Here is a 17,873-nt window from a genome sequence, read left to right as displayed (position 1 = left end):
CGGCGTAGCGTAGCGGTGGGTTGTAGGACAGCGTCGCCGTGACGCGGGCGCGTCACGGCCGATCGCATCATCCCCGGAGCGTCGCGCCCTGCTTCGCGGCGGCGGTGACGACCTTGTCGCTGATCGCCTTCAGATCGGCGTCGGTGAAGCTCTTCTCGTCGGGCTGAAGCACGATTTCGAGCGCGACCGACTTGGTGCCGGGCTCGACGCCCGCGCCGGTGAACACGTCGAACACGCGCGCGGAGACGATCGCCGCCTTGTCCGCGCCCCTTACTGCGCGGGTCAGCGCGTCGGCGCTGACGCCTTCGGGCACGACGAACGCGAAGTCGCGGCGGACCGGCTGGAGCGCGGGCGGCGCGTAGGGCGCGCGCATGAACCCCGCCCCCTTTCCAGCGCTCGCGCCGCGCTTCGCCGGGATCGCGTCTAGGTACAGTTCGACCGCCGCGACCGGGCCGGACAGGTCGAACGCCTTCAACGTGCGCGGGTGGAGCATGCCGAAGGCGGCGAGCAACGTCTTCGGCCCGAGCCTGAGCGTGCCCGACTGGCCGGGATGCCACGCCTCGCCCGACCAGATGCCGTCGGCGGTCATCACCTGGAGGTTGTCGACCGGGGCGCCCGCGGCGGCGAGCAGTGCAATCGCCTCCGCCTTGGCATCGAAGGCGTCGAACGCTGCCGCCTTGCCGGTCCGCCAGCCGCGCGCGCGCGCGTTGCCCGCGAGGACGAGGCCGAGCGTCGCGCGCTCGTCCGCCGCGCCGTCCTTGCCGGCTTTGTCGTCCTTGGGAAGGTAGCGGCGGCCGAGCTCGAACAATCGCACGTCCTCCGCGCCGCGCTTCAGGTTGCGCTCGGCGGCGGAGAGCAGGCCGGGGAGCAGCGACGGGCGCATGACCTTGAGCTCCTCGCTGATCGGGTTGGCGAGCGTCCAGGCGCCGCCGCCGAACGCCGCGGCAGCGGGTTCGGAGACGAAGCTCCACGTCACCGCCTCGTCGAGCCCGCGCGCGGCGGCGGCGCGGCGGACGCGGCGCTCCAGCTTCTGCGCCGGGGTGGCGGTCGGCGTCGCAATGCCGGCGGGGCGCGGCAAGGCGACCGAGGGAACGTTGTCGATCCCCTCGATGCGGATCACCTCCTCGACCAGATCGGCGCTGCCGTCGATGTCGGGCCGCCACGTCGGCACGGTGACCTGCCAGTCGTCGCCAACCGTGAAGCCGAGCGACGTCAGGATTTCGCGCTGGCGGTCGGGCGCGACCGCGAGGCCGCCGAGCGTCTCGGCGCGATCGGGATCGTAGGCGTAGCGGCGCGGCTCCAGCGGCGGCTGGCCGACGCGCGTCACTTCGCTTGGGCTGCCGCCGCACAGCTCGACCACCAGGCGGGTGGCGATCGCGAGCCCGTCGTCGAGGAAGGCGGGATCGACGCCGCGCTCGAACCGGGTGCGCGCGTCGCTGCTCAGCTGCAGCGCCTGTCCGGTGCGCGCGATCGCGTCGGGGTCAAAGTAAGCGCACTCGATCAGCACGTCGCTCGTGTCAGCGGTGACACCCGAATGCTCGCCGCCCATCACGCCGCCGATGTCGTGGACCGCGGCGTCGTCGGCGATCACCGTCATGCCGGCGCGCAGCGCATAGGCGCGGCCGTTGAGCGCGAGCACCTCCTCGTTATCCTTGGCCGCGCGCGCGACCAGCGCGCCGCTGAGCTTGGCGCGGTCGTAGACGTGCAGCGGGCGGCCGAGGTCGATCATCACGTAGTTGGTGACGTCGACCAGCGCGCTGATCGGCTTCTGCCCGATCGCGGTCAGGCGCCGGCGGAGCCACTCGGGCGACTCGCCGTTCGCGACGCCGGTGACCGATTGCGCGTAAAAGGCGCGGCAGCCTGCCGCGTCCTCGATGCGCACGTCGGGCCCGGCGCCCTGGCCCGCGACCGCGGCCGTATCGAGCAGCTTCAAGCTGCCGAGCCCGGCGGCGGCGAGGTCGCGCGCGATGCCGCGCACGCCCATGCAATCGGGGCGGTTGGGGGTGACGGAGACGTCGATCACCGGATCGTCGAGCCGGGCGTAGGCGGCGAAGTCGCTGCCGACGGGCGCGTCGCCGGGCAGTTCGATGATCCCGTCGTGATCCTCGCCGAGTTCGAGTTCGCGCGTCGAGCACATCATGCCGTTCGATTCGACCCCACGGATCGCGGCGACGCGCAGCACCATGCCGTTCGAAGGCACGGTCGCGCCGGGCAGGCCGAACACGCCGACGAGCCCGGCGCGCGCGTTGGGTGCGCCGCAGACGACCTGGAGCGGGCCCTTTCCGGCGTCGACCGACAGCACCTGGAGCTTGTCCGCCTGCGGGTGGCGCTCGGCGGTGAGGACGCGCGCGACGCGGAAGCCCGACAGCCGCTCGGCCGGGTTATCGACACCCTCGACCTCCAGCCCGACGCGGGTCAGCGCGGTCAGGATGTCGACGAGCGACGCATCGGTGTCGAGGTGATCCTTGAGCCAGGAGAGCGTGAACTTCATGTGGAGAACTTCCGTGATCCCGCGGGTGCGCGGGCCGAGAAAAGGAGCGTGAGCCTCACGCCGCGCCGACGCCGCCCGACCCAACGCCCGCGGAAAGGGTCGGCACGTCGAGCGCGGCGAAGCCGTAATGCTTCAACCAGCGCAGGTCGCCCTCGAACACCGGGCGCAGGTCGTCGATGCCGTATTTGAGCATGGCGAGCCGGTCGATCCCGCAGCCGAAGGCGAAGCCTTGCCACTCGGCGGGATCGAGCCCGCACGCCGCGATTACCTTGGGGTGGACCATGCCCGAGCCCAGCACCTCCATCCAGCCGCCGCCCGGGCCGTTCGGGTCGCCGCCGATCACGCGCTTGCCCTTCTCCATCGTGAAGCCAACGTCGACCTCGGCCGAGGGTTCGGTGAAGGGAAAATAGCTCGGGCGCAGGCGCAGCACGACGTCGTCGCGCTCGAAGAAGGCGCGCAGGAACGTCTCCAGCGTCCATTTGAGGTGGCCCAGCGTGATGCCGCGGTCGATCACCAGCCCCTCGATCTGGTGGAACATCGGCGTGTGCGTCGCGTCCCAGTCGGAGCGGTAGACGCGGCCGGGCGCGATGATGCGCAGCGGCGGCGGCTGCTGCATCATGGTGCGGATCTGCACGGGGGACGTATGCGTGCGCAGGACGAAGGGGGCCGCTGCATCAGCACCGGCATCGTGGAACATGGCATCGATCGCATCAGGACTCTGAGGCTTCAGATAAAAGGTATCCTGCATCGCCCTGGCGGGATGTGTGTCGGGGATGTTGAGCGCGCCGAAATTGTGCCAGTCGTCCTCGATCTCCGGACCCGTCGCGACCGCGAAGCCGAGGTCGGCGAAGATCTCGGCGAGTTCGTCCATCACCTGAGACACCGGATGGACGCTGCCCGTCGGCGCCGCGTCGACCGGCAGCGTCACGTCGACGCGCTCGGCGGCGAGCTTCGCCTCCAGCGCGACCTGCTCCAGCGTCGTGCGGCGGGTTGCCAGCGCCGCGGTCACCGCCTCGCGCAGGCCGTGGATCGCGGGGCCCTGCACCTGCCGCTCCTCCGGCGTCAGCGCGCCCATCGTCTTGAGCAGCGCGGTGACGCGCCCCTGCTTGCCGAGCGCCTCGACCCGCACCGTCTCCAGCGCGTCCAGCCCGGCGCAGGCGTCGATCGCGACGAGGTAATGCGCGCGCAACTCTTCGATATCGGTCATGGGCGCAGCCGTCCGCGAGGATGGCGCGGAAATCAAGCCCCGCAGGCGTCTGCCCGCCCCAACAATGCCGCGCCGGACCTTCCCGCTGGTGCCCCGATCGGCTAGGTGGAACGGCGATGCCCTCCACCATCCTATGTGATGTCGCGATCGTCGGCGGCGGGCTCGCGGGCTCGCTCATCGCGCTCGCGCTCCACGCGGCGCGGCCCGACATCGACGTGCGCGTGATCGAGGGCGGGGAAGCGTTCGGCGGGCATCACCTGTGGTCGTTCTTCGGCGCCGACGTGGTGAAGGCACACCGCCCGCTGATCGCGCCGCTCGTCGCGCACGCCTGGCCCGACTATGACGTGCGTTTTCCCGCGCACGCGCGCACGCTCGATCAGGCCTATTACACCGTCCGGTCCGAGCGGTTGGACGCGCACGTGCGCGCGACGCTGCCCGCCATGGCGCTGATGACGGGGCGAAAGGTGCTGGCGTGCAGCGCGACCGCGGTGGTGCTGGCGGACGGCGACCGGGTGGAGGCGCGCGGTGTAATCGACGCGCGCGGGCCGGGCGACCTGTCGACGCTGGAGTGCGGCTGGCAGAAGTTCGTCGGGCAGGAGTTGAGCGTATCCGCAGGCCACGGCGTCGCGCGGCCGGTGGTGATGGACGCCACTGTCGAGCAGCTCGACGGCTATCGCTTCGTCTACCTGCTGCCCTTCTCCGCCGACACGTTGCTGGTCGAGGACACCTACTACAGCGACACGCCCGATCTCGACCGCGCGGTTATTCGCGATCGGATCGGCGACTACGCACGCGCGACGGGGTGGACGGTCGGCAATCCGCTGCGCGAGGAGCACGGCGTGCTGCCCGTGGTGCTGGGCGGCGATTTCGAGGCCTACTGGCGCTCGACCGGCAAGGTCGCGAAGGCGGGCGCGCGCGCGGGGCTGTTCCACCCGACCACGGGTTACTCGCTGCCCGACGCGGTCAGGTTCGCGCATCTGATCGCGGGGGCGGACGACCTGTCGGGTGCCGCACTCCACGAGCTGACCCACGCGCATGCCGCGCGGGCGTGGCGCGCGCGCAAATTCTACCGCATGCTCGACCTGATGCTGTTCAGGGCGGCCGATCCGGCGGAGCGTTACCGCGTGCTGGAGCGTTTCTATACCTTACGTCCCGGATTGGTGTCGCGTTTCTACGCCGCCCGTTCGACGACGCTCGACAAGATGCGCGTGCTTGCCGGCAAACCGCCGGTGCCGATCGGGCGCGCGATCCATGCTTTGAAGGATGCATCATGACGCGTGCAGTGGTGATCGGCGCAGGCTTCGGCGGACTAGCGCTCGCGATCCGGCTCCAGTCCGCCGGGGTCGAGACGACGATCCTCGAGTCGCGCGACAAGCCGGGCGGGCGGGCCTATTTTTGGGAGCGCGACGGCTTCACCTTCGACGCAGGTCCCACGGTCATCACCGATCCGGCGTGCCTGGAGGAATTGTGGGACCTGTCGGGCAACCGCATGGCCGACGACGTGGTGTTGGAAGCGGTGCAGCCCTTCTACCGGCTTCACTGGCCCGACAGCACCAGTTTCGATTACACCAACGACGACGAGGTGCTGCGCGCCGAGATCGCGAAGCTGAACCCGGCCGACGTCGCGGGCTACGGCCGCTTCCTCGATTACTCGGCCGGCGTGTACCGCGAGGGGTACGAAAAGCTGGGCCACGTCGCATTCCTCGACTTCGCGTCGATGGTGAAGGCGGCGCCCGCGCTCGCCAAGTACCAGGCGTGGCGCTCGGTCTACTCGATCGTGTCGAAGTTCGTGGAAAGCGAGAAGCTGCGCCAGGCGCTCAGCTTCCACACGTTGCTGGTCGGCGGCAACCCGATGACGACCAGCGCGATCTACGCGTTGATCCACAAGCTGGAGCGCGACGGCGGGGTGTGGTTCGCAGCCGGGGGGACCAACCGGCTGATCGCGGGAATGGTCGCGCTGTTCGAGCGGCTGGGCGGGACGCTGCGGCTGAACGATCCGGTGAGCAAGATCGAGACGCTGGGCGACCGCGTCACCGCGGTGGAGACCGCAGGCGGGTACCGGCAGGAGGTCGATCAGATCGCCGCCAACGCGGACATCATGCACGTCTACCGTGACCTGCTGCCCGATTCGGGTGCGGCTAGGCGGACCGCGGACAAGCTGGAGCGCAAGCGCTACTCGCCGTCGCTGTTCGTCGTGCACTTCGGCGTGACGGGGACGTGGCCGGGCATCCCGCACCACATGATCCTGTTCGGCTCGCGCTACAAGGAACTGCTCGAGGACATCTACGATCACGGCGTGCTGAGCGAGGATTTCGCGCTCTATCTCCACCACCCGACCGTCACCGACCCGAGTCTCGCGCCCGAGGGTCACTCGACTTTCTACGCGCTGGCACCGGTGCCGCACATGGGCAAGTTCACGGGCGATTGGGAGACGGTGAAGCCGATCCTGGAGAAGCGCATTCTGGACGAGGTCGGGCGCCGGCTGATCCCCGACATCCACTCGCGGATCGTCACCAAGTTCAGCTACGCGCCGACCGATTTCCAGCACGATTTGAACGCGCACCTGGGCAGCGCCTTCTCGCTGGAGCCGATCCTGACGCAGAGCGCCTATTTCCGCGTACACAACCGCGACGACGCGATTCAGAACCTGTTCTTCACCGGCGCGGGCACGCATCCGGGCGCGGGCATCCCCGGCGTGGTCGGCAGCGCCAAGGCGACCGCGGCGCTGATGCTGGAAGGGTTCCGCACGCCGGTCGCGGCGTAAGCGAGGCGCGGCGCACGGTTGTCGACGTGTGCCGCTTCGCCTAGCGGGACGGGCATGAAGCGTCTCGCCGTCTATTGTGGCTCCGCCACCCCCGCCGACCACTCCTACATCGACCTCGCGCGTGCCGTGGGTGAGGGCCTCGCGAGGCGCGAGATCGGCGTCGTCTACGGCGGCGGGCGGCTGGGGTTGATGGGCGCGGTCGCCGACGGGGCGCTGGCGGCGGGCGGCGAGGTGATCGGCATCATCCCGCAGGCGCTGGTCGACGCGGAGGTCGCGCACCGCGGGCTGACCGAATTGCACGTCGTCACCGGCATGCACGAGCGCAAGCGCGCGTTCACCGACCTGTCGGACGGGTTCGTGACCTTGCCCGGCGGCACCGGCACGATGGACGAATTGTGGGAGGCGCTCAGCTGGGCGCAGCTCGGCTACCACGCCGATCCGGTCGGGTTGTTGAACGCGGGCGGTTACTACGACCATTTGATCGCCTTCTGGGAGAAGATGGGCGAGGTCGGCTTCCTGCGCGCGCAGCACCGCGACCTGTTGATCGTCGCCGACACGTTCGACGCGCTGCTGGACCGAATGGCGGATCACCGCCCGACGCAGCCGATCGTGCGCATGGCGGCGGAGGACCTTTGAGCGCACAAGCTCCGCCACACGCGGCGCTGCCGTCGCGCGACGCGATCGTCGCAGCGGCGGAGGAGTCGATCGCGCGCGGGTCGAAGAGCTTCGGCGCGGCATCGAAGCTGTTCGACCGCGAAACGCGCGAGCGCGCGTGGCTGCTCTACGCTTGGTGCCGCAGGTGCGACGACATCGTCGACGGGCAGGACCACGGCCACGGCATGCGCCGCGTCGCGGACGCGGAGGCGCGCGTCACCGAGGTGCGGCGGCTGACCGACCTGGCGCTCGACGGCGAGGTAGTGGGCGATCCGGCGTTCGACGCGCTGCGCATCGTCGCGGCCGAGGTCGGGCTGCCGCGCCAACTCGCGCACGACCTGATCGACGGGTTCCAGCTCGACGCGGAGGAATGGCGGCCGCGCAGCGAGGGGGACCTGTACCGTTACTGCTACCACGTCGCGGGCGCGGTCGGGTGCATGATGGCGCTGGTCATGGGAGTGTCGCCCGACGACGAGGCAACGCTCGACCGCGCGTGCGACCTGGGGCTGGCGTTCCAGCTTGCCAACATCGCGCGCGACGTGGAGGAGGATGACCGCGCCGGGCGCTGCTACCTGCCGGTCGAGTGGTTGGTCGAGATGGACATGCCGCCGGGGCAGCACATGAAGCCGCCGTTTCGCGACCGGCTGGCGGTGCTCGCGCGCCGGCTGGCGACGCGCGCGGAGCTGCACGAGGCGAGCGCGCGGGTGGGGACCAAGGCGCTGTCCCGGCGGTCGGCCTGGGCGGTGCTGGCCGCCGCGGGCATCTACGGCGACATCGCGCGCAAGGTGGCTGAGCGCGGGGGCGCGGCGTGGGACCACCGCGTGACGACGAGCAAGTGGGAGAAGCTCCGCTGGATCGCGCGCAGCTGGCTCGGGGCACGCGGGCGGATGGGCATCGCCGACACGCCGCGGCCGGCGGAATTGTGGACGCGGCCGCGAAATTAGGGTCGTCAGCCCGAACTTGATTCGGAATCCCGCTATCTTCCAGCGACGAAGAAGCGGGATCCCGGGTCAAGCCCGGGATGACGGGGGCTCTACGCGGCCATGCGCCGCCGCCCGCGCGTGACGGTGGCGGTGTGGCCGATGCTGGCGGCGGGGTTGCGCTGGCGGATCGTGTCGACGAACAGCCAGTCGTTGCTGACCCGCTCGGGCGTGATCGTCATCGCCATGTAGCCGCGCCGCGCGGTGTCGCACCATTTGAGCTCGGGGTTGGCCGCGACCAGCGTGCGCGCGACGAGCGCGGGGTCCTGCGTCAGCGCGCTCTCGTAGCCGGGCGAGCTGACCGCGTGGCCGGCGAACTCGACGCCCGCCGCGCCGTCCTGCGCGAGGTCGAACGCCCAGGCGTTGTGGCTGTCGCCGCAGATCACCACCAGTTCCGCGTCGGCCGCCTGCGCCGCCTGCAGGAAGCGTCGCCGCGCCGCGGGGTAACCGCCCCACGAATCGAGGTTCGACGGCAGCCCGTTCTGCGCCGCCATGATCCCGGCCTTTATATAGCCCTGCGCGCGCGGGCTCGACCCCGCCAGCCAGTCGCCCGCCGCCTTCGGCGTCGACAGATTGCCCATGATCGTGCCGAAGCCGACCACCTGCCAGCGCTGCCGCGCCTTCACCGATCGCTTGAGGTCGTGGAAAAGCCACGATTCCTGGCTGCTGCCCATCATCGTCACCGCGGGGTCGCTCCACGCGCCGTCGCGGAACGCGCGCATCGCCGCGGCGGGGTCGGGCGCCTTGAGCAGCTCGGCGATCTCGGTCTGGCGCGTGCGCGCGAACAGCCGCGTCTCGGTGCGCCACAGGGTCGCGAGCTGGCCGATCTCGTACGCCTTCCACGGCTCGTCGGAGACGGGCATCCACTCGCGATACGCCTGGACCGAGGCGGCGCGGCGCGCGTTCCAATCGCCCTCGGTGGCCGGATTGTGGTTCTGCGCGCCGCCTTCCCACGAATCGTTCGCGCTCTCATGATCGTCCCATTGCACGATCCACGGCACGCGCGCGTGGAGTGCCTGGAGGTCGGGGTCGGCGCGGTAGCTGGCGTAGCGCAGGCGATAGTCGGCGAGGTGGATCGTCTCGCCGGTCGGCTGCGGCACGCGGCCGGGCACCGCGACGTTCGCGGACGGATAGGTGCCGGGCGAATATTCGTAGAAATAATCGCCGAGATGGACCGCGAGGTCGAGGTCGTCACGCGCGGCGGCGTGCGCGTAGGCGTTAAACCACCCGTATCCCATGTTGGAGCAGGAGAAGATCGCCGCCTTGAACGAGCGCGCCGCGCCTTGCGGCAGCGTCTTGGTGATGCCGGTGGGCGAGCGCGTGCCGTCGGGCGCGACGAAGCGGTAATGGTAGCGCGTGCCGGGTTTCAGCCCCCAGACGGTGATCTTGGTCGTCCAGTCGCGCCACGGACCCGTGATCTCCGCACCCGTCGCGGCGACGCGCGCGAAATCGGGCGTTTCGCTCAATTCCACCACCAGCTTCGCTGAGTCGCCGCGCAGGGGCACGTAGCGCGTCCACAGCAGCATCGAATCCTGCCCCGGCTCCCCGCTCGCGACCGAGTGGGTGAAGCCGGTCGCGCCCAGGGTCGGCACGACCTGGGCCAAGCCGGGGATCGACAGTGCGCCGAGGCCCAGCGTGCCGGTGGCGATCAGCGCGCGCCTGGTGGTGGTGAGCGTCAACGTGTGCGTCCCTTCCCGCGAGTATCCCGCACCCTTGCCGGAGGTCCGTGATGCTATCGTGACAGCGGCGGGCTACGCCGATCGCCGCGTCGGCCCGGCGTGCCGCGCGGCGATGCGTTCGGCGTAGAAGGCGACCAGGTCGGCGGCGTGCTGCGCGTCCGAGCGGACTTGTGCGGCCGCCACGCGCGCGGCACGGCGCAGCAGCAGGGGATCGCGGGCGAACAGGCGCTCGATCGCGGCGGCCGCGTCGCGCGCGTCGCCGCTGCGGTAGATCTCGGCGAAGGTCGGGCGCGCGATCGCGTGCGCGCCGCCCGCGTCGGGCACGATCAGCGGCATGCCGCTCGCCAGCGCCTCCGAGGCGACCAGCCCGAACGTCTCGGTCGCGTTGCCGTGGATCAGCGCGTCGGCGCTCGCCATGAAGGTCGCGAGCTGGCGGCGGTCATACACCGGGCGGTAGAGCTGGATGTGCGGGCTGCGCGCGATGTGACGCTCGAGCGCCGCGGTGTCGGGCCCCTGCCCCAGCATCATCATGCCGACGGGCATCCGCGCGCCGGCGCATTGCACCGCGTCGATCACGGTCGGCCACATCTTCTCCGGATGATGGCGCCCGATCGCGAGCAGCAGGTGCGCGTGCTCGGGCAAACCGCAGGCCGCGAGCATCGAGGCGCGCAGCCGCTCGTCGCGCAGGTCGGGCGAGAAGCGCTGCCGCTCGATGCCGAGCGGGATGACGGCGTCGACGCGGACGCCGCGCGCGCGGTAGCGGTCGAACAGCACCGGGCCGTTGGCGATCACCGCGTCGTAGCGCGCGAACGAGCGGTCGAGAAAGCGGTTGTACCAGTCGAACGCGCGCTCGATCCGCTCAGGCGACGCGACCCGGCCGAACCAGCGCTTGGGATAAGCGTCGAGATTGTCGTTGTGAAGGAACCAGGATTTCAGCGCGGGTCCCGGCCAGTCGGCGACGATTCCGGCCGAGCGCCACGGCGAGCAATTCTCCACCACGTCGGGGCTCAATTGGTCGAGCAGCGCGTGGATCGGCGCGGCGTCGCGGAACAGGCCGTAGTTGCGATCGAACGGGATGCCGGGCGAGCTGACGAAGATGACGCGCCCGCCGCCCGCGCGCTCGATCACCTGGTCGCGGCGGCCCGGCGCGATCACGATCAACTCGTGGCCGGTTTCGGCCAGGATCGCCATCTTGGCATCGACGTAGGTCCTGACGCCGCCGCCGGTCGGGGAATAGAGCTCGTTGACCTCGACGATGCGCACGCGCGTCAGAACCCGAAGCCGCCGAGCCCGCGCAGGTACTGCACGCGGATGGTGGTGGCGGTGACGCCCGGGCCGACGTCGATCAGCGCGTCGGCGAGGCGGGGGCGCGAACGGCCAATCTTGCGGTTGCCGGGGAAGCCCGCGCCGTCGACCCAGAAGTCGAACTTGCGCCGCCCGTCGCGGTCGTGGCCGAAGAACAGGGCATAGCGGCCGGGGCGCGGCGCGCGGATGCACAGCCGCGCGGTGCCGGGTCCGGGTGCCGCGACCGTGACGCGGCGGAACACCTTGTTCGCGGCGAGCAGTTTCTTGTCGTCCTGAAGGAAGTCGGCCTCGTTCGCGGGGTACAGCTCCAGCTTGACCATGCCGCGCGCGTCCTTCAGCCCGGTGACGGTGGCGAGGATCGCCGGCCCCTGCCCGCCGGCGCACGCCGCCGCGTCGCCGCCCAGCACCTGCGCGCCCGCCGGCCCCGCGCCGCACGCGGCGGTGGCGAGGAGCATGCCGCTTATCCAGGTTTTCGCCATGCCTCGATCCTTTGCCACACCGGACCCGCGCCGAACACGCCCGTGACCACGATATGCGCCAGCAAGGTTGACGCGGCGGTGAACGCCATCAGCTCCGACAAGGCACGGTCGTGGCCGATCGCGAGAATGGCGAAGTTGGCGAACAATGCCTCCTTGTTAGGGAGGAACGGCAGCCGCGACACGAGCAGCCGCCCCGCCATCAGGAACACCCACATCAGCACCGACACGTCCGGCAGCGCGAAATGCCAGGCGAGTGCCAGCAACAGGCTGCCGACCGCGATGCGCGCGAGCGACCAGCGGTAGATCCACCACAGGTCGCGCGCGGGCAGCGAGAAGACGATCGGCGACAGGAACAGCACCAGCCCCACCACCGCGCCTGTCAGCGCGAGCGACCACAGCATCGCGCGAAGCACGTCGGGGTCGATCAGCTGATGGCCGAGCGGCAGCGCGACCGCGGCGAGCAGCAGCGCGGCGGTGTTGCCCGCCATGCCCGACATCAGCGTCACGTCCTTCACCGCGCCGAACGGAGCGGCGACCATGTTCAAGCGCTGCCGTGCCCAGGCGTAGAAATACAGGTCGCCGGTGACGCCGATCAGCAGGTCGTTGGCGACGCGCTTGCGGTTCAAGGCGCCGAACGCCGCCGCGGGCACGCGCCACAAGCGGCGGAAGATAAGGAAATCGACCGCGGGCAAGGTGAAGTAGGACAGGAGGAACAGCAGGTAGAAGCCGGGCGCGCGCGGCAGCGTGCGCGTCAGCCCGGCCAGCCCGTCGTCGAACAGTTCGTGCGCGATCCCGGCGAGCATCGCGCCGGTCATCACGGTGGCGAGCACGCGCGGCCAGCGCGGTGCGTGGCGGCGGATCGGCTCCAGCGCGTGCAGGCGCGCGGGTTCGCGGCGCTCGCCCGCGCCGGTACCTGCCTGCTCTGGCGAACCTCCGCCCACCACCATCATCGTGCCGCCGGTAGGCGCGTCGTGTAACGGAACGATGTCACGGCGGCGTCGAATCCTTGCCGCTGACGGAGCCGGTCAGGCGGGCCGCACGCGGTCGGGATGCGCCGCGGCGACCGCGGGCAGCGCCGCCATCGCGGCGTCGGCGGCGCGCAGCCGCGGCATGTCGTCCAAGGCGACGTCGAAGCGACGCGCGTTGTAGAGCTGCGGCACGAGGCACAAATCGGCGATGTCGGGCGCCGCGCCGCCGAGGAACGGCCCCGCGGGCGTGTCCGCCGCCATCGCCTCCAGTGCGGTCAGCCCCTCGACCGCCCAGTGGCGGTACCAGTCGTCGCGCGCGCGCTGATCGGCGCCGAACTGCTGCTCCAGGCGTTTCAGCACGCGCAGATTGTCGATCGGGTGGATGTCGGCCGCGATCACCAGCGCGCGCGCGAGCTGGCCCGATCGCACCAGCGGGTCGGCGGACACCATCGCGGGTTCGGGAAAGGTCGCTTCGAGCCAGTCGACGATCGCGAGGCTCTGCGTCAGCGCGTGGCCGTCGACCACCAGCGTCGGCACCAGCCCCTGCGGGTTGATCGCGCGATTGTCCTCCCCGCGCTGCGCACCCTCCAGCAGGTTCACCGCCACGGAGGTGTAGCGCACCCCCTTCAGGTTGAGGCAGATGCGCACGCGATACGCCGCGGACGAGCGCCAGTAATCGTGCAGCACGATCTCGCTCACGCGGTGTCTCCCCGATCGGAGTCGGAGTCGGCGTCGCCCCCGACCTTCTCCGACCGGCGCTCCATCGCGGTCTTGAGCATCGCGGTCATCGGATCGGCGAGCGCGAGGCCGATGATGCCGAACAGCGCGCTCGCCAGGATCTGCGCGCCGAGCGTCAGCGCGGGCGGCAGGTCGACCGCCCGCTTCGCCACCATCGGGATCACCAGATAGCCGTCGATCACCTGAATCGCGATGTAGATCAGCACCGCGAGCACGCCCGTGTGCACGCCCGCCGAGAAACCGACCGCGATCGTCATCGCGCCCGACACGAATGCGCCGACGTTGGGGATGAACGCGAGCAGCCCGGTGACGATGCCCAGGATCAGCGCCATCGGCACGCCCGCGATCCACAACGCGACGCCCATCACCACGCCCTCGAACGCCATGCCGATCAGTCGTCCGGCGAGCAGGCGGCGCAGCGTGCGCGCCATCCGCTGCATCGTCACCGCGACCTCGCCGCGGCTGTCCTCCGGGATCATCCACTGGAAACCGCGATCGTAGACGCGCGGGTCGATCGCGACGAACAGCCCGATCACCATGATCATGAACATGGTGGTGAGCGCGCCGAATGCGGTGCCGACCCAGGCCGTCACCTTGCCGACCGAGCCGAGCGCCTGGCGCACGATGCCGTTCAGGTCCGACGCGCCGGGCATCAGCCCCTGCGACGAGAGCCAGCCCGATGCGCGGATGACCTGCGTTTCGACGGTGGAGCGCAGCTGCATCACCTGCTGCGTGATCTGGACGCCGGCGAGATAAAAGGTGCCGACCATGAAGACGAGCGTCAGCAGGCAGACGATCAGCAACCGCCACCCGCGCGCGATCGGCAGCACGCGCCCGAGCAACCGCACCCCGCCGTCGAGCAGCGCCGCGAAGACCAGCCCGGCGAAGATGACGAGCAGCGGCTGGACCAGCAGCACGACGAGCGCGATCGCGCCGGCGAGGCCGAGCCACACCGCCGCGCGCTTCAACTCGGCGCGCATCGCGGAGTCGCGTACCTCGTGCGGGCTCGCGCCCGAGACCACGTCGACGCGGTCGTCGTGCGCGCCGCTCACCGCGTGCGTTCCGGGTGGAGCGACGCGCCCGCGCGCCCGCCGCGCAGCGACGACCACCAGGTCAGCGGGTTGAGCGTCGCGCTGCCGTCGACCGAGAAGGTGACGAACTCGGCCCGCCCGCCGAGATTCTCGACCGGGACCGGCCCGCCCAGCCCGCGCTCGAACCCGCCGAGCGCGAAGCGGCTGTCGGCCGAGCGGTCGCGGTTGTCGCCCATCAGGAACACGCGCCCCTCCGGCACGCGGACGGGCCCGTAATCGTCGCCGGGCGAATCGGGCTGGAGATCGACCGTGTCGTAGCGGCGACCGTTGGGCAGCGTCTCGGTCACGATCGGCAGGTGGCAGACGCTGCGCCCGTCGGCGGTGGTACGCCGCGCGCCCGGGTATTGCGCCGGGTCGCAGGTCGCGTTCGCGTCGACCGGCAGGTCGCGGAAGTGCAGCGCCCCGCGCGGTATAGCGACACCGTTCAGGAATACGACGCCGCCGCGTACCTCCAGCGTGTCGCCGGGCAGGCCGATCACGCGCTTGATGTAGTCGCTAGACGAGCCCGGCGGGGTGACGATCACCACGTCGCCGCGCTCGGGCAGGCTGCCCCAGACGCGGCCGGGGATGAAGGGCAGCTGCACCGACCAGCTCTCGACCGGCTGGTGGAGCACCACGTCGCGCACGATCGCGACCGGATCGGGGATGGTGGGCGAGACGAACGACCAGCCATAGGCCCATTTCGACACCACCAGCCGGTCTCCGACCATCAGGCCGGGCAGCATCGACTCGCTGGGGATGTAGAACGGCTTGGCAATGAAGGAATGAAAGCCGAGCACCGCCAGGACGAGCCAGAACAATCCCTTCGCCTCGCCCCACCAGTCGAAACCGTCGCGTGCGCGCGGCGTGTCGGCCGGGGGAGCGTTGCGGGAAAGCGTCAGGTCGTCGGCCACGTGCGGGTTCATCCGGTCGGGAGCGCCTCGATGATCACGAAGGCCTGCGCCCAGGGATGATCGTCGGTCAGGGTCAGGTGGATATGCGGCGCATAGCCCGCAGGAACCATCGCGTCGAGCCGCGCCCGGGCCCCGCCGGTCAGCGCCAGCGTCGGCGCGCCGGAGGGGGCGTTGACGACGCCGATGTCGCGCATGAACACGCCCGCCTTGAACCCGGTGCCGACCGCCTTGGAGAATGCCTCCTTGGCGGCGAAGCGCTTGGCGAGGGTGCCCGCGCGGGTGAAGGGGCGGCGCGCCGCCTTGGCGCGCTCGAGCTCGGTGAACACGCGCTGCTCGAACCGATCGCCGAAGCGGTCGAGCGACGCCTGGATTCGCTCGATGCTGCACAGATCGGAGCCCAGGCCGATGATCATGGCGCGACGATCACGCGAGCCCGCTCACCGCGCCGCCGCCATTTCCGCCTTCATGTGCCGGACGCTGTCGTACAGCCCGACGAAGATCGCCTCGCCGATCAGGAAGTGGCCGATGTTGAGCTCGACCACCTGCGGGATGGCGGCGATCGGCTGGACGTTGTCGAAGGTGAGGCCGTGGCCGGCGTGGACCTCCAGCCCGTTCTTGGCGGCGAGCGCCGCGGCGTCGGTCAGGCGGCGCAGCTCGGCGGTGCGCGCCTCGCCCTCGCTCTCGGCGTAGCGGCCGGTGTGGAGTTCGACCACCGGCGCGCCGAGCGACACCGCGGCGGACACCTGCTCGGCGGATGGCTCGATGAACAGCGACACGCGCACGTTCGCGTCGCGCAAGGCGCCGACCATCGGTGCCAGCACGTCATGCTGCCCGGCGGCGTCGAGCCCGCCCTCGGTGGTTCGCTCCTCGCGCTTCTCCGGCACGATGCACGCGGCGTGCGGGCGATGGCGCAGCGCGATGCTGAGCATCTCCTCGGTCGCGGCCATTTCGAGATTCAGCGGCACGCGCAGTTCCTCGACCAAGCGCGCGATGTCGTCGTCGGTGATGTGGCGGCGATCCTCGCGCAGGTGCGCGGTGATCCCGTCCGCGCCCGCCGACGCCGCGAGCAGCGCGGCGCGCACCGGATCGGGCACCGCGCCGCCGCGCGCGTTGCGCACGGTGGCGACGTGGTCGATGTTGACGCCCAGGCGCAGCGGCTGGAGCATGGTCAGGCCGCCGCCCGGCTGCCGGGCTTGATCGCCGGGATGGCGGCGAGCGCGGGTGGCAGCGCGTCGGCGGCGTAGCTCGGCACGTCGAGCCGCAGCAGCGGGAAGAAGGGGACGCCGATGTCGGCGGCGCCGTTGGAGCGGTCGACCAGCGCGGCGCCCGCGACCACGCGCCCGCCCGCCGCCTCGATCGCGGCGATCGCCTCGCGCGACGAGAGCCCGGTGGTGACGACGTCCTCCATCATCAGCACCTGCTGTCCCGGCTCCAGACGGAAACCGCGGCGCAGCTCGAACGTGCCGGTCGGGCGTTCCACGAACATCGCCTCCACGCCCAAAGCGCGCGCCATCTCGTAGCCGACGATCACCCCGCCCATCGCGGGCGCGACCACCGCGCCGATCCGGTCGCGCAGGTCGGCGGGGATCGTCGCGGCCAGTGACTCGCACAATCGCGCGGCGCGGCGCGGGTCCATCAGCACGCGCGCGCATTGCAGGTAGCGCGGCGAGCGCAGGCCCGACGACAGGATGAAATGCCCTTCCAGCAGCGCGTCGGCGGCGCGGAACTCGGCCAGCACCTCGTCCTCGGTCATCGCGCGCGCACTCCAAGCCCCGTTCACCGGCGCAGATACGAGCCCCGTCGCGCCGACGCAACGCGGGGACCTCGCGAAATTCGCGCAACTCCGCGCCGCTGGGTCGACCGGGCTCGAGAACCGGGCTTGAGACAGGGGGAGGCCGCGCGTATAGGCGGGCGTAATGGGCGGCAATGCCCAAACGGTATCAGGGGGGGCACTCCCGTGCCACGACGCAGGGGTGATGGAAGCACGATGAACCGCTTGAAGACGATGATCTTGGCAGGCGGGCTCGCGCTCGCGGGCCTCGGCCTGGGAACGGGCGGGGGCGTGGGCGGCGCCCACGCGCAGACGCCGGTGTCCGCGCCCGAGATCAAGACCACGCCCCCCGGCGTGCCGACCGCGCTGGAGCCCGCCAACGCGGTCGATCCCGCCGCGCCCAACCTCAACGCCGCGACGCCCGCCCGGCTGGCCGACGAGGCGCCCGGCGCGATCGACCTGAGCCAGGACGGCGGCCCCGCGATGGTGATCAACCCGAAGATCGGGCAGCCGACCGACGGCCTGATGCGCATCCAGCCGCAGGTGACCAAGAACGGCATGCGCGCCAACTGGTTTCACGACAAGATCCTGTTCCCGCTGATCACGGTTGTGTCGATCTTCGTGCTACTGCTGCTGGTGGTGGTGATCGTGCGGTTCCGCGCCGCGCGTAACCCGATCCCGTCCAAGACCAGCCACAACACCTTCATCGAGGTGGTGTGGACGCTCGCCCCCGTGCTGATCCTGCTCGCGATCGCGGTGCCCTCGATCGGGCTGCTCCAGGCGCAGTTCAAGCCCGCGCCCGCGGGCGCGGTGACGCTGAAGGCGATCGGCAACCAATGGTATTGGAGCTACC

At 70.8% G+C, this 17,873-nt stretch carries 17 protein-coding genes; 5 read left to right on the top strand and 12 right to left on the bottom strand.

Going from position 1 to position 17,873, the window contains the following annotated elements:
* Window positions 1–67: 67 nt before the first annotated feature.
* Window positions 68–2,491, bottom strand: a complete 2,424-nt coding sequence (gene pheT / locus ACFDS6_RS14540; RefSeq protein ID WP_375272817.1) for a phenylalanine--tRNA ligase subunit beta — start codon at window positions 2,489–2,491, stop codon at window positions 68–70.
* A gap of 55 nt (window positions 2,492–2,546) precedes the next feature.
* Entirely contained in the window at window positions 2,547–3,698 is a 1,152-nt protein-coding gene (pheS, locus tag ACFDS6_RS14535) for a phenylalanine--tRNA ligase subunit alpha (protein ID WP_375272816.1), read from the bottom strand.
* Window positions 3,699–3,814: 116 nt separating this feature from the next.
* On the opposite strand from pheS, the gene crtY reads away from it, so the two are divergent.
* Genes crtY through ACFDS6_RS14515 form a run of 4 tightly spaced genes read left to right on the top strand, consistent with a single transcriptional unit; the run spans window position 3,815 to window position 8,060 of the window.
* Window positions 3,815–4,972 (top strand): lycopene beta-cyclase CrtY, encoded by a 1,158-nt coding sequence (gene crtY, locus ACFDS6_RS14530; protein WP_375272815.1) that lies wholly within the window; start codon window positions 3,815–3,817, stop codon window positions 4,970–4,972.
* A complete protein-coding gene (locus ACFDS6_RS14525) occupies window positions 4,969–6,462 on the top strand; it encodes a phytoene desaturase (RefSeq protein WP_375272813.1) in 1,494 nt (497 codons plus the stop codon). Before crtY ends, ACFDS6_RS14525 begins: the two co-directional genes overlap by 4 nt.
* A gap of 54 nt (window positions 6,463–6,516) precedes the next feature.
* Window positions 6,517–7,098, top strand: coding sequence for a TIGR00730 family Rossman fold protein (locus ACFDS6_RS14520; RefSeq protein WP_375272812.1), 582 nt, complete (start codon window positions 6,517–6,519; stop codon window positions 7,096–7,098).
* The gene (locus ACFDS6_RS14515) at window positions 7,095–8,060 is read left to right on the top strand and encodes a phytoene/squalene synthase family protein (RefSeq protein ID WP_375272811.1); all 966 of its coding nucleotides are present in this window, start codon (window positions 7,095–7,097) and stop codon (window positions 8,058–8,060) included. Before ACFDS6_RS14520 ends, ACFDS6_RS14515 begins: the two co-directional genes overlap by 4 nt.
* 89 nt (window positions 8,061–8,149) lie before the next feature.
* On the opposite strand, the gene ACFDS6_RS14510 is transcribed toward ACFDS6_RS14515, so the two are convergent.
* The 10 genes from ACFDS6_RS14510 to pyrE all read right to left on the bottom strand — a co-directional run bounded on the left by ACFDS6_RS14510 (window position 8,150) and on the right by pyrE (window position 17,002).
* A complete protein-coding gene (locus tag ACFDS6_RS14510; protein WP_375272810.1) occupies window positions 8,150–9,775 on the bottom strand; it encodes an alkaline phosphatase D family protein in 1,626 nt (541 codons plus the stop codon).
* Window positions 9,776–9,847: 72 nt separating this feature from the next.
* Window positions 9,848–11,038, bottom strand: a complete 1,191-nt coding sequence (locus tag ACFDS6_RS14505; protein ID WP_375272809.1) for a glycosyltransferase — start codon at window positions 11,036–11,038, stop codon at window positions 9,848–9,850.
* 5 nt (window positions 11,039–11,043) lie between these two features.
* Complete coding sequence (locus tag ACFDS6_RS14500) at window positions 11,044–11,535, bottom strand: DUF2141 domain-containing protein (RefSeq protein WP_375272808.1); 492 nt, start codon at window positions 11,533–11,535, stop codon at window positions 11,044–11,046.
* A gap of 5 nt (window positions 11,536–11,540) precedes the next feature.
* Window positions 11,541–12,509 (bottom strand): hypothetical protein, encoded by a 969-nt coding sequence (locus tag ACFDS6_RS14495; RefSeq protein ID WP_375272807.1) that lies wholly within the window; start codon window positions 12,507–12,509, stop codon window positions 11,541–11,543.
* Window positions 12,510–12,584: 75 nt separating this feature from the next.
* Complete coding sequence (gene maiA, locus ACFDS6_RS14490) at window positions 12,585–13,226, bottom strand: maleylacetoacetate isomerase (RefSeq protein WP_375272806.1); 642 nt, start codon at window positions 13,224–13,226, stop codon at window positions 12,585–12,587.
* On the bottom strand, window positions 13,223–14,245 hold the full coding sequence (locus ACFDS6_RS14485) for an AI-2E family transporter (protein WP_375272818.1): 1,023 nt from the start codon (window positions 14,243–14,245) through the stop codon (window positions 13,223–13,225). Before ACFDS6_RS14485 ends, maiA begins: the two co-directional genes overlap by 4 nt.
* A gap of 68 nt (window positions 14,246–14,313) precedes the next feature.
* Window positions 14,314–15,261 (bottom strand): signal peptidase I, encoded by a 948-nt coding sequence (gene lepB, locus ACFDS6_RS14480; protein WP_375272805.1) that lies wholly within the window; start codon window positions 15,259–15,261, stop codon window positions 14,314–14,316.
* Window positions 15,258–15,662 carry a holo-ACP synthase gene (gene acpS / locus ACFDS6_RS14475; protein WP_375272804.1) on the bottom strand — a complete coding sequence of 135 codons (405 nt, stop codon included), beginning with the start codon at window positions 15,660–15,662 and terminating at the stop codon, window positions 15,258–15,260. Before acpS ends, lepB begins: the two co-directional genes overlap by 4 nt.
* A gap of 24 nt (window positions 15,663–15,686) precedes the next feature.
* Window positions 15,687–16,415 carry a pyridoxine 5'-phosphate synthase gene (locus ACFDS6_RS14470; RefSeq protein ID WP_375272803.1) on the bottom strand — a complete coding sequence of 243 codons (729 nt, stop codon included), beginning with the start codon at window positions 16,413–16,415 and terminating at the stop codon, window positions 15,687–15,689.
* A 2-nt stretch (window positions 16,416–16,417) separates the two neighbouring features.
* Complete coding sequence (gene pyrE / locus ACFDS6_RS14465; protein ID WP_375272802.1) at window positions 16,418–17,002, bottom strand: orotate phosphoribosyltransferase; 585 nt, start codon at window positions 17,000–17,002, stop codon at window positions 16,418–16,420.
* 234 nt (window positions 17,003–17,236) lie between these two features.
* On the opposite strand from pyrE, the gene ACFDS6_RS14460 reads away from it, so the two are divergent.
* A partial coding sequence (locus ACFDS6_RS14460) for a cytochrome c oxidase subunit II transmembrane domain-containing protein (RefSeq protein ID WP_375272801.1) occupies window positions 17,237–17,873 on the top strand: 637 nt, incomplete at its 3' end.

Source organism: Sphingomonas sp., assembly GCF_042095875.1.
GTDB lineage: Bacteria > Pseudomonadota > Alphaproteobacteria > Sphingomonadales > Sphingomonadaceae > Sphingomonas.
The sequence above is the reverse complement of the archived record's forward strand: the minus strand, read 5'-3'. Positions and strand labels throughout refer to the sequence as shown.

Bases quoted from the DNA above. Each gene is read 5' to 3' on its own strand.
- pyrE (WP_375272802.1), bottom strand. From the start codon at position 17,002: ATGACCGAGGACGAGGTGCTGGCCGAGTTCCGCGCCGCCGACGCGCTG.
- ACFDS6_RS14525 (WP_375272813.1), top strand. From the start codon at position 4,969: ATGACGCGTGCAGTGGTGATCGGCGCAGGCTTCGGCGGACTAGCGCTC.
- ACFDS6_RS14485 (WP_375272818.1), bottom strand. From the start codon at position 14,245: ATGCGCGCCGAGTTGAAGCGCGCGGCGGTGTGGCTCGGCCTCGCCGGC.
- lepB (WP_375272805.1), bottom strand. From the start codon at position 15,261: ATGAACCCGCACGTGGCCGACGACCTGACGCTTTCCCGCAACGCTCCC.
- ACFDS6_RS14495 (WP_375272807.1), bottom strand. From the start codon at position 12,509: ATGATGGTGGTGGGCGGAGGTTCGCCAGAGCAGGCAGGTACCGGCGCG.
- ACFDS6_RS14500 (WP_375272808.1), bottom strand. From the start codon at position 11,535: ATGCTCCTCGCCACCGCCGCGTGCGGCGCGGGGCCGGCGGGCGCGCAG.
- ACFDS6_RS14520 (WP_375272812.1), top strand. From the start codon at position 6,517: ATGAAGCGTCTCGCCGTCTATTGTGGCTCCGCCACCCCCGCCGACCAC.
- acpS (WP_375272804.1), bottom strand. From the start codon at position 15,662: ATGATCATCGGCCTGGGCTCCGATCTGTGCAGCATCGAGCGAATCCAG.
- pheS (WP_375272816.1), bottom strand. From the start codon at position 3,698: ATGACCGATATCGAAGAGTTGCGCGCGCATTACCTCGTCGCGATCGAC.
- pheT (WP_375272817.1), bottom strand. From the start codon at position 2,491: ATGAAGTTCACGCTCTCCTGGCTCAAGGATCACCTCGACACCGATGCG.
- crtY (WP_375272815.1), top strand. From the start codon at position 3,815: ATGCCCTCCACCATCCTATGTGATGTCGCGATCGTCGGCGGCGGGCTC.
- ACFDS6_RS14470 (WP_375272803.1), bottom strand. From the start codon at position 16,415: ATGCTCCAGCCGCTGCGCCTGGGCGTCAACATCGACCACGTCGCCACC.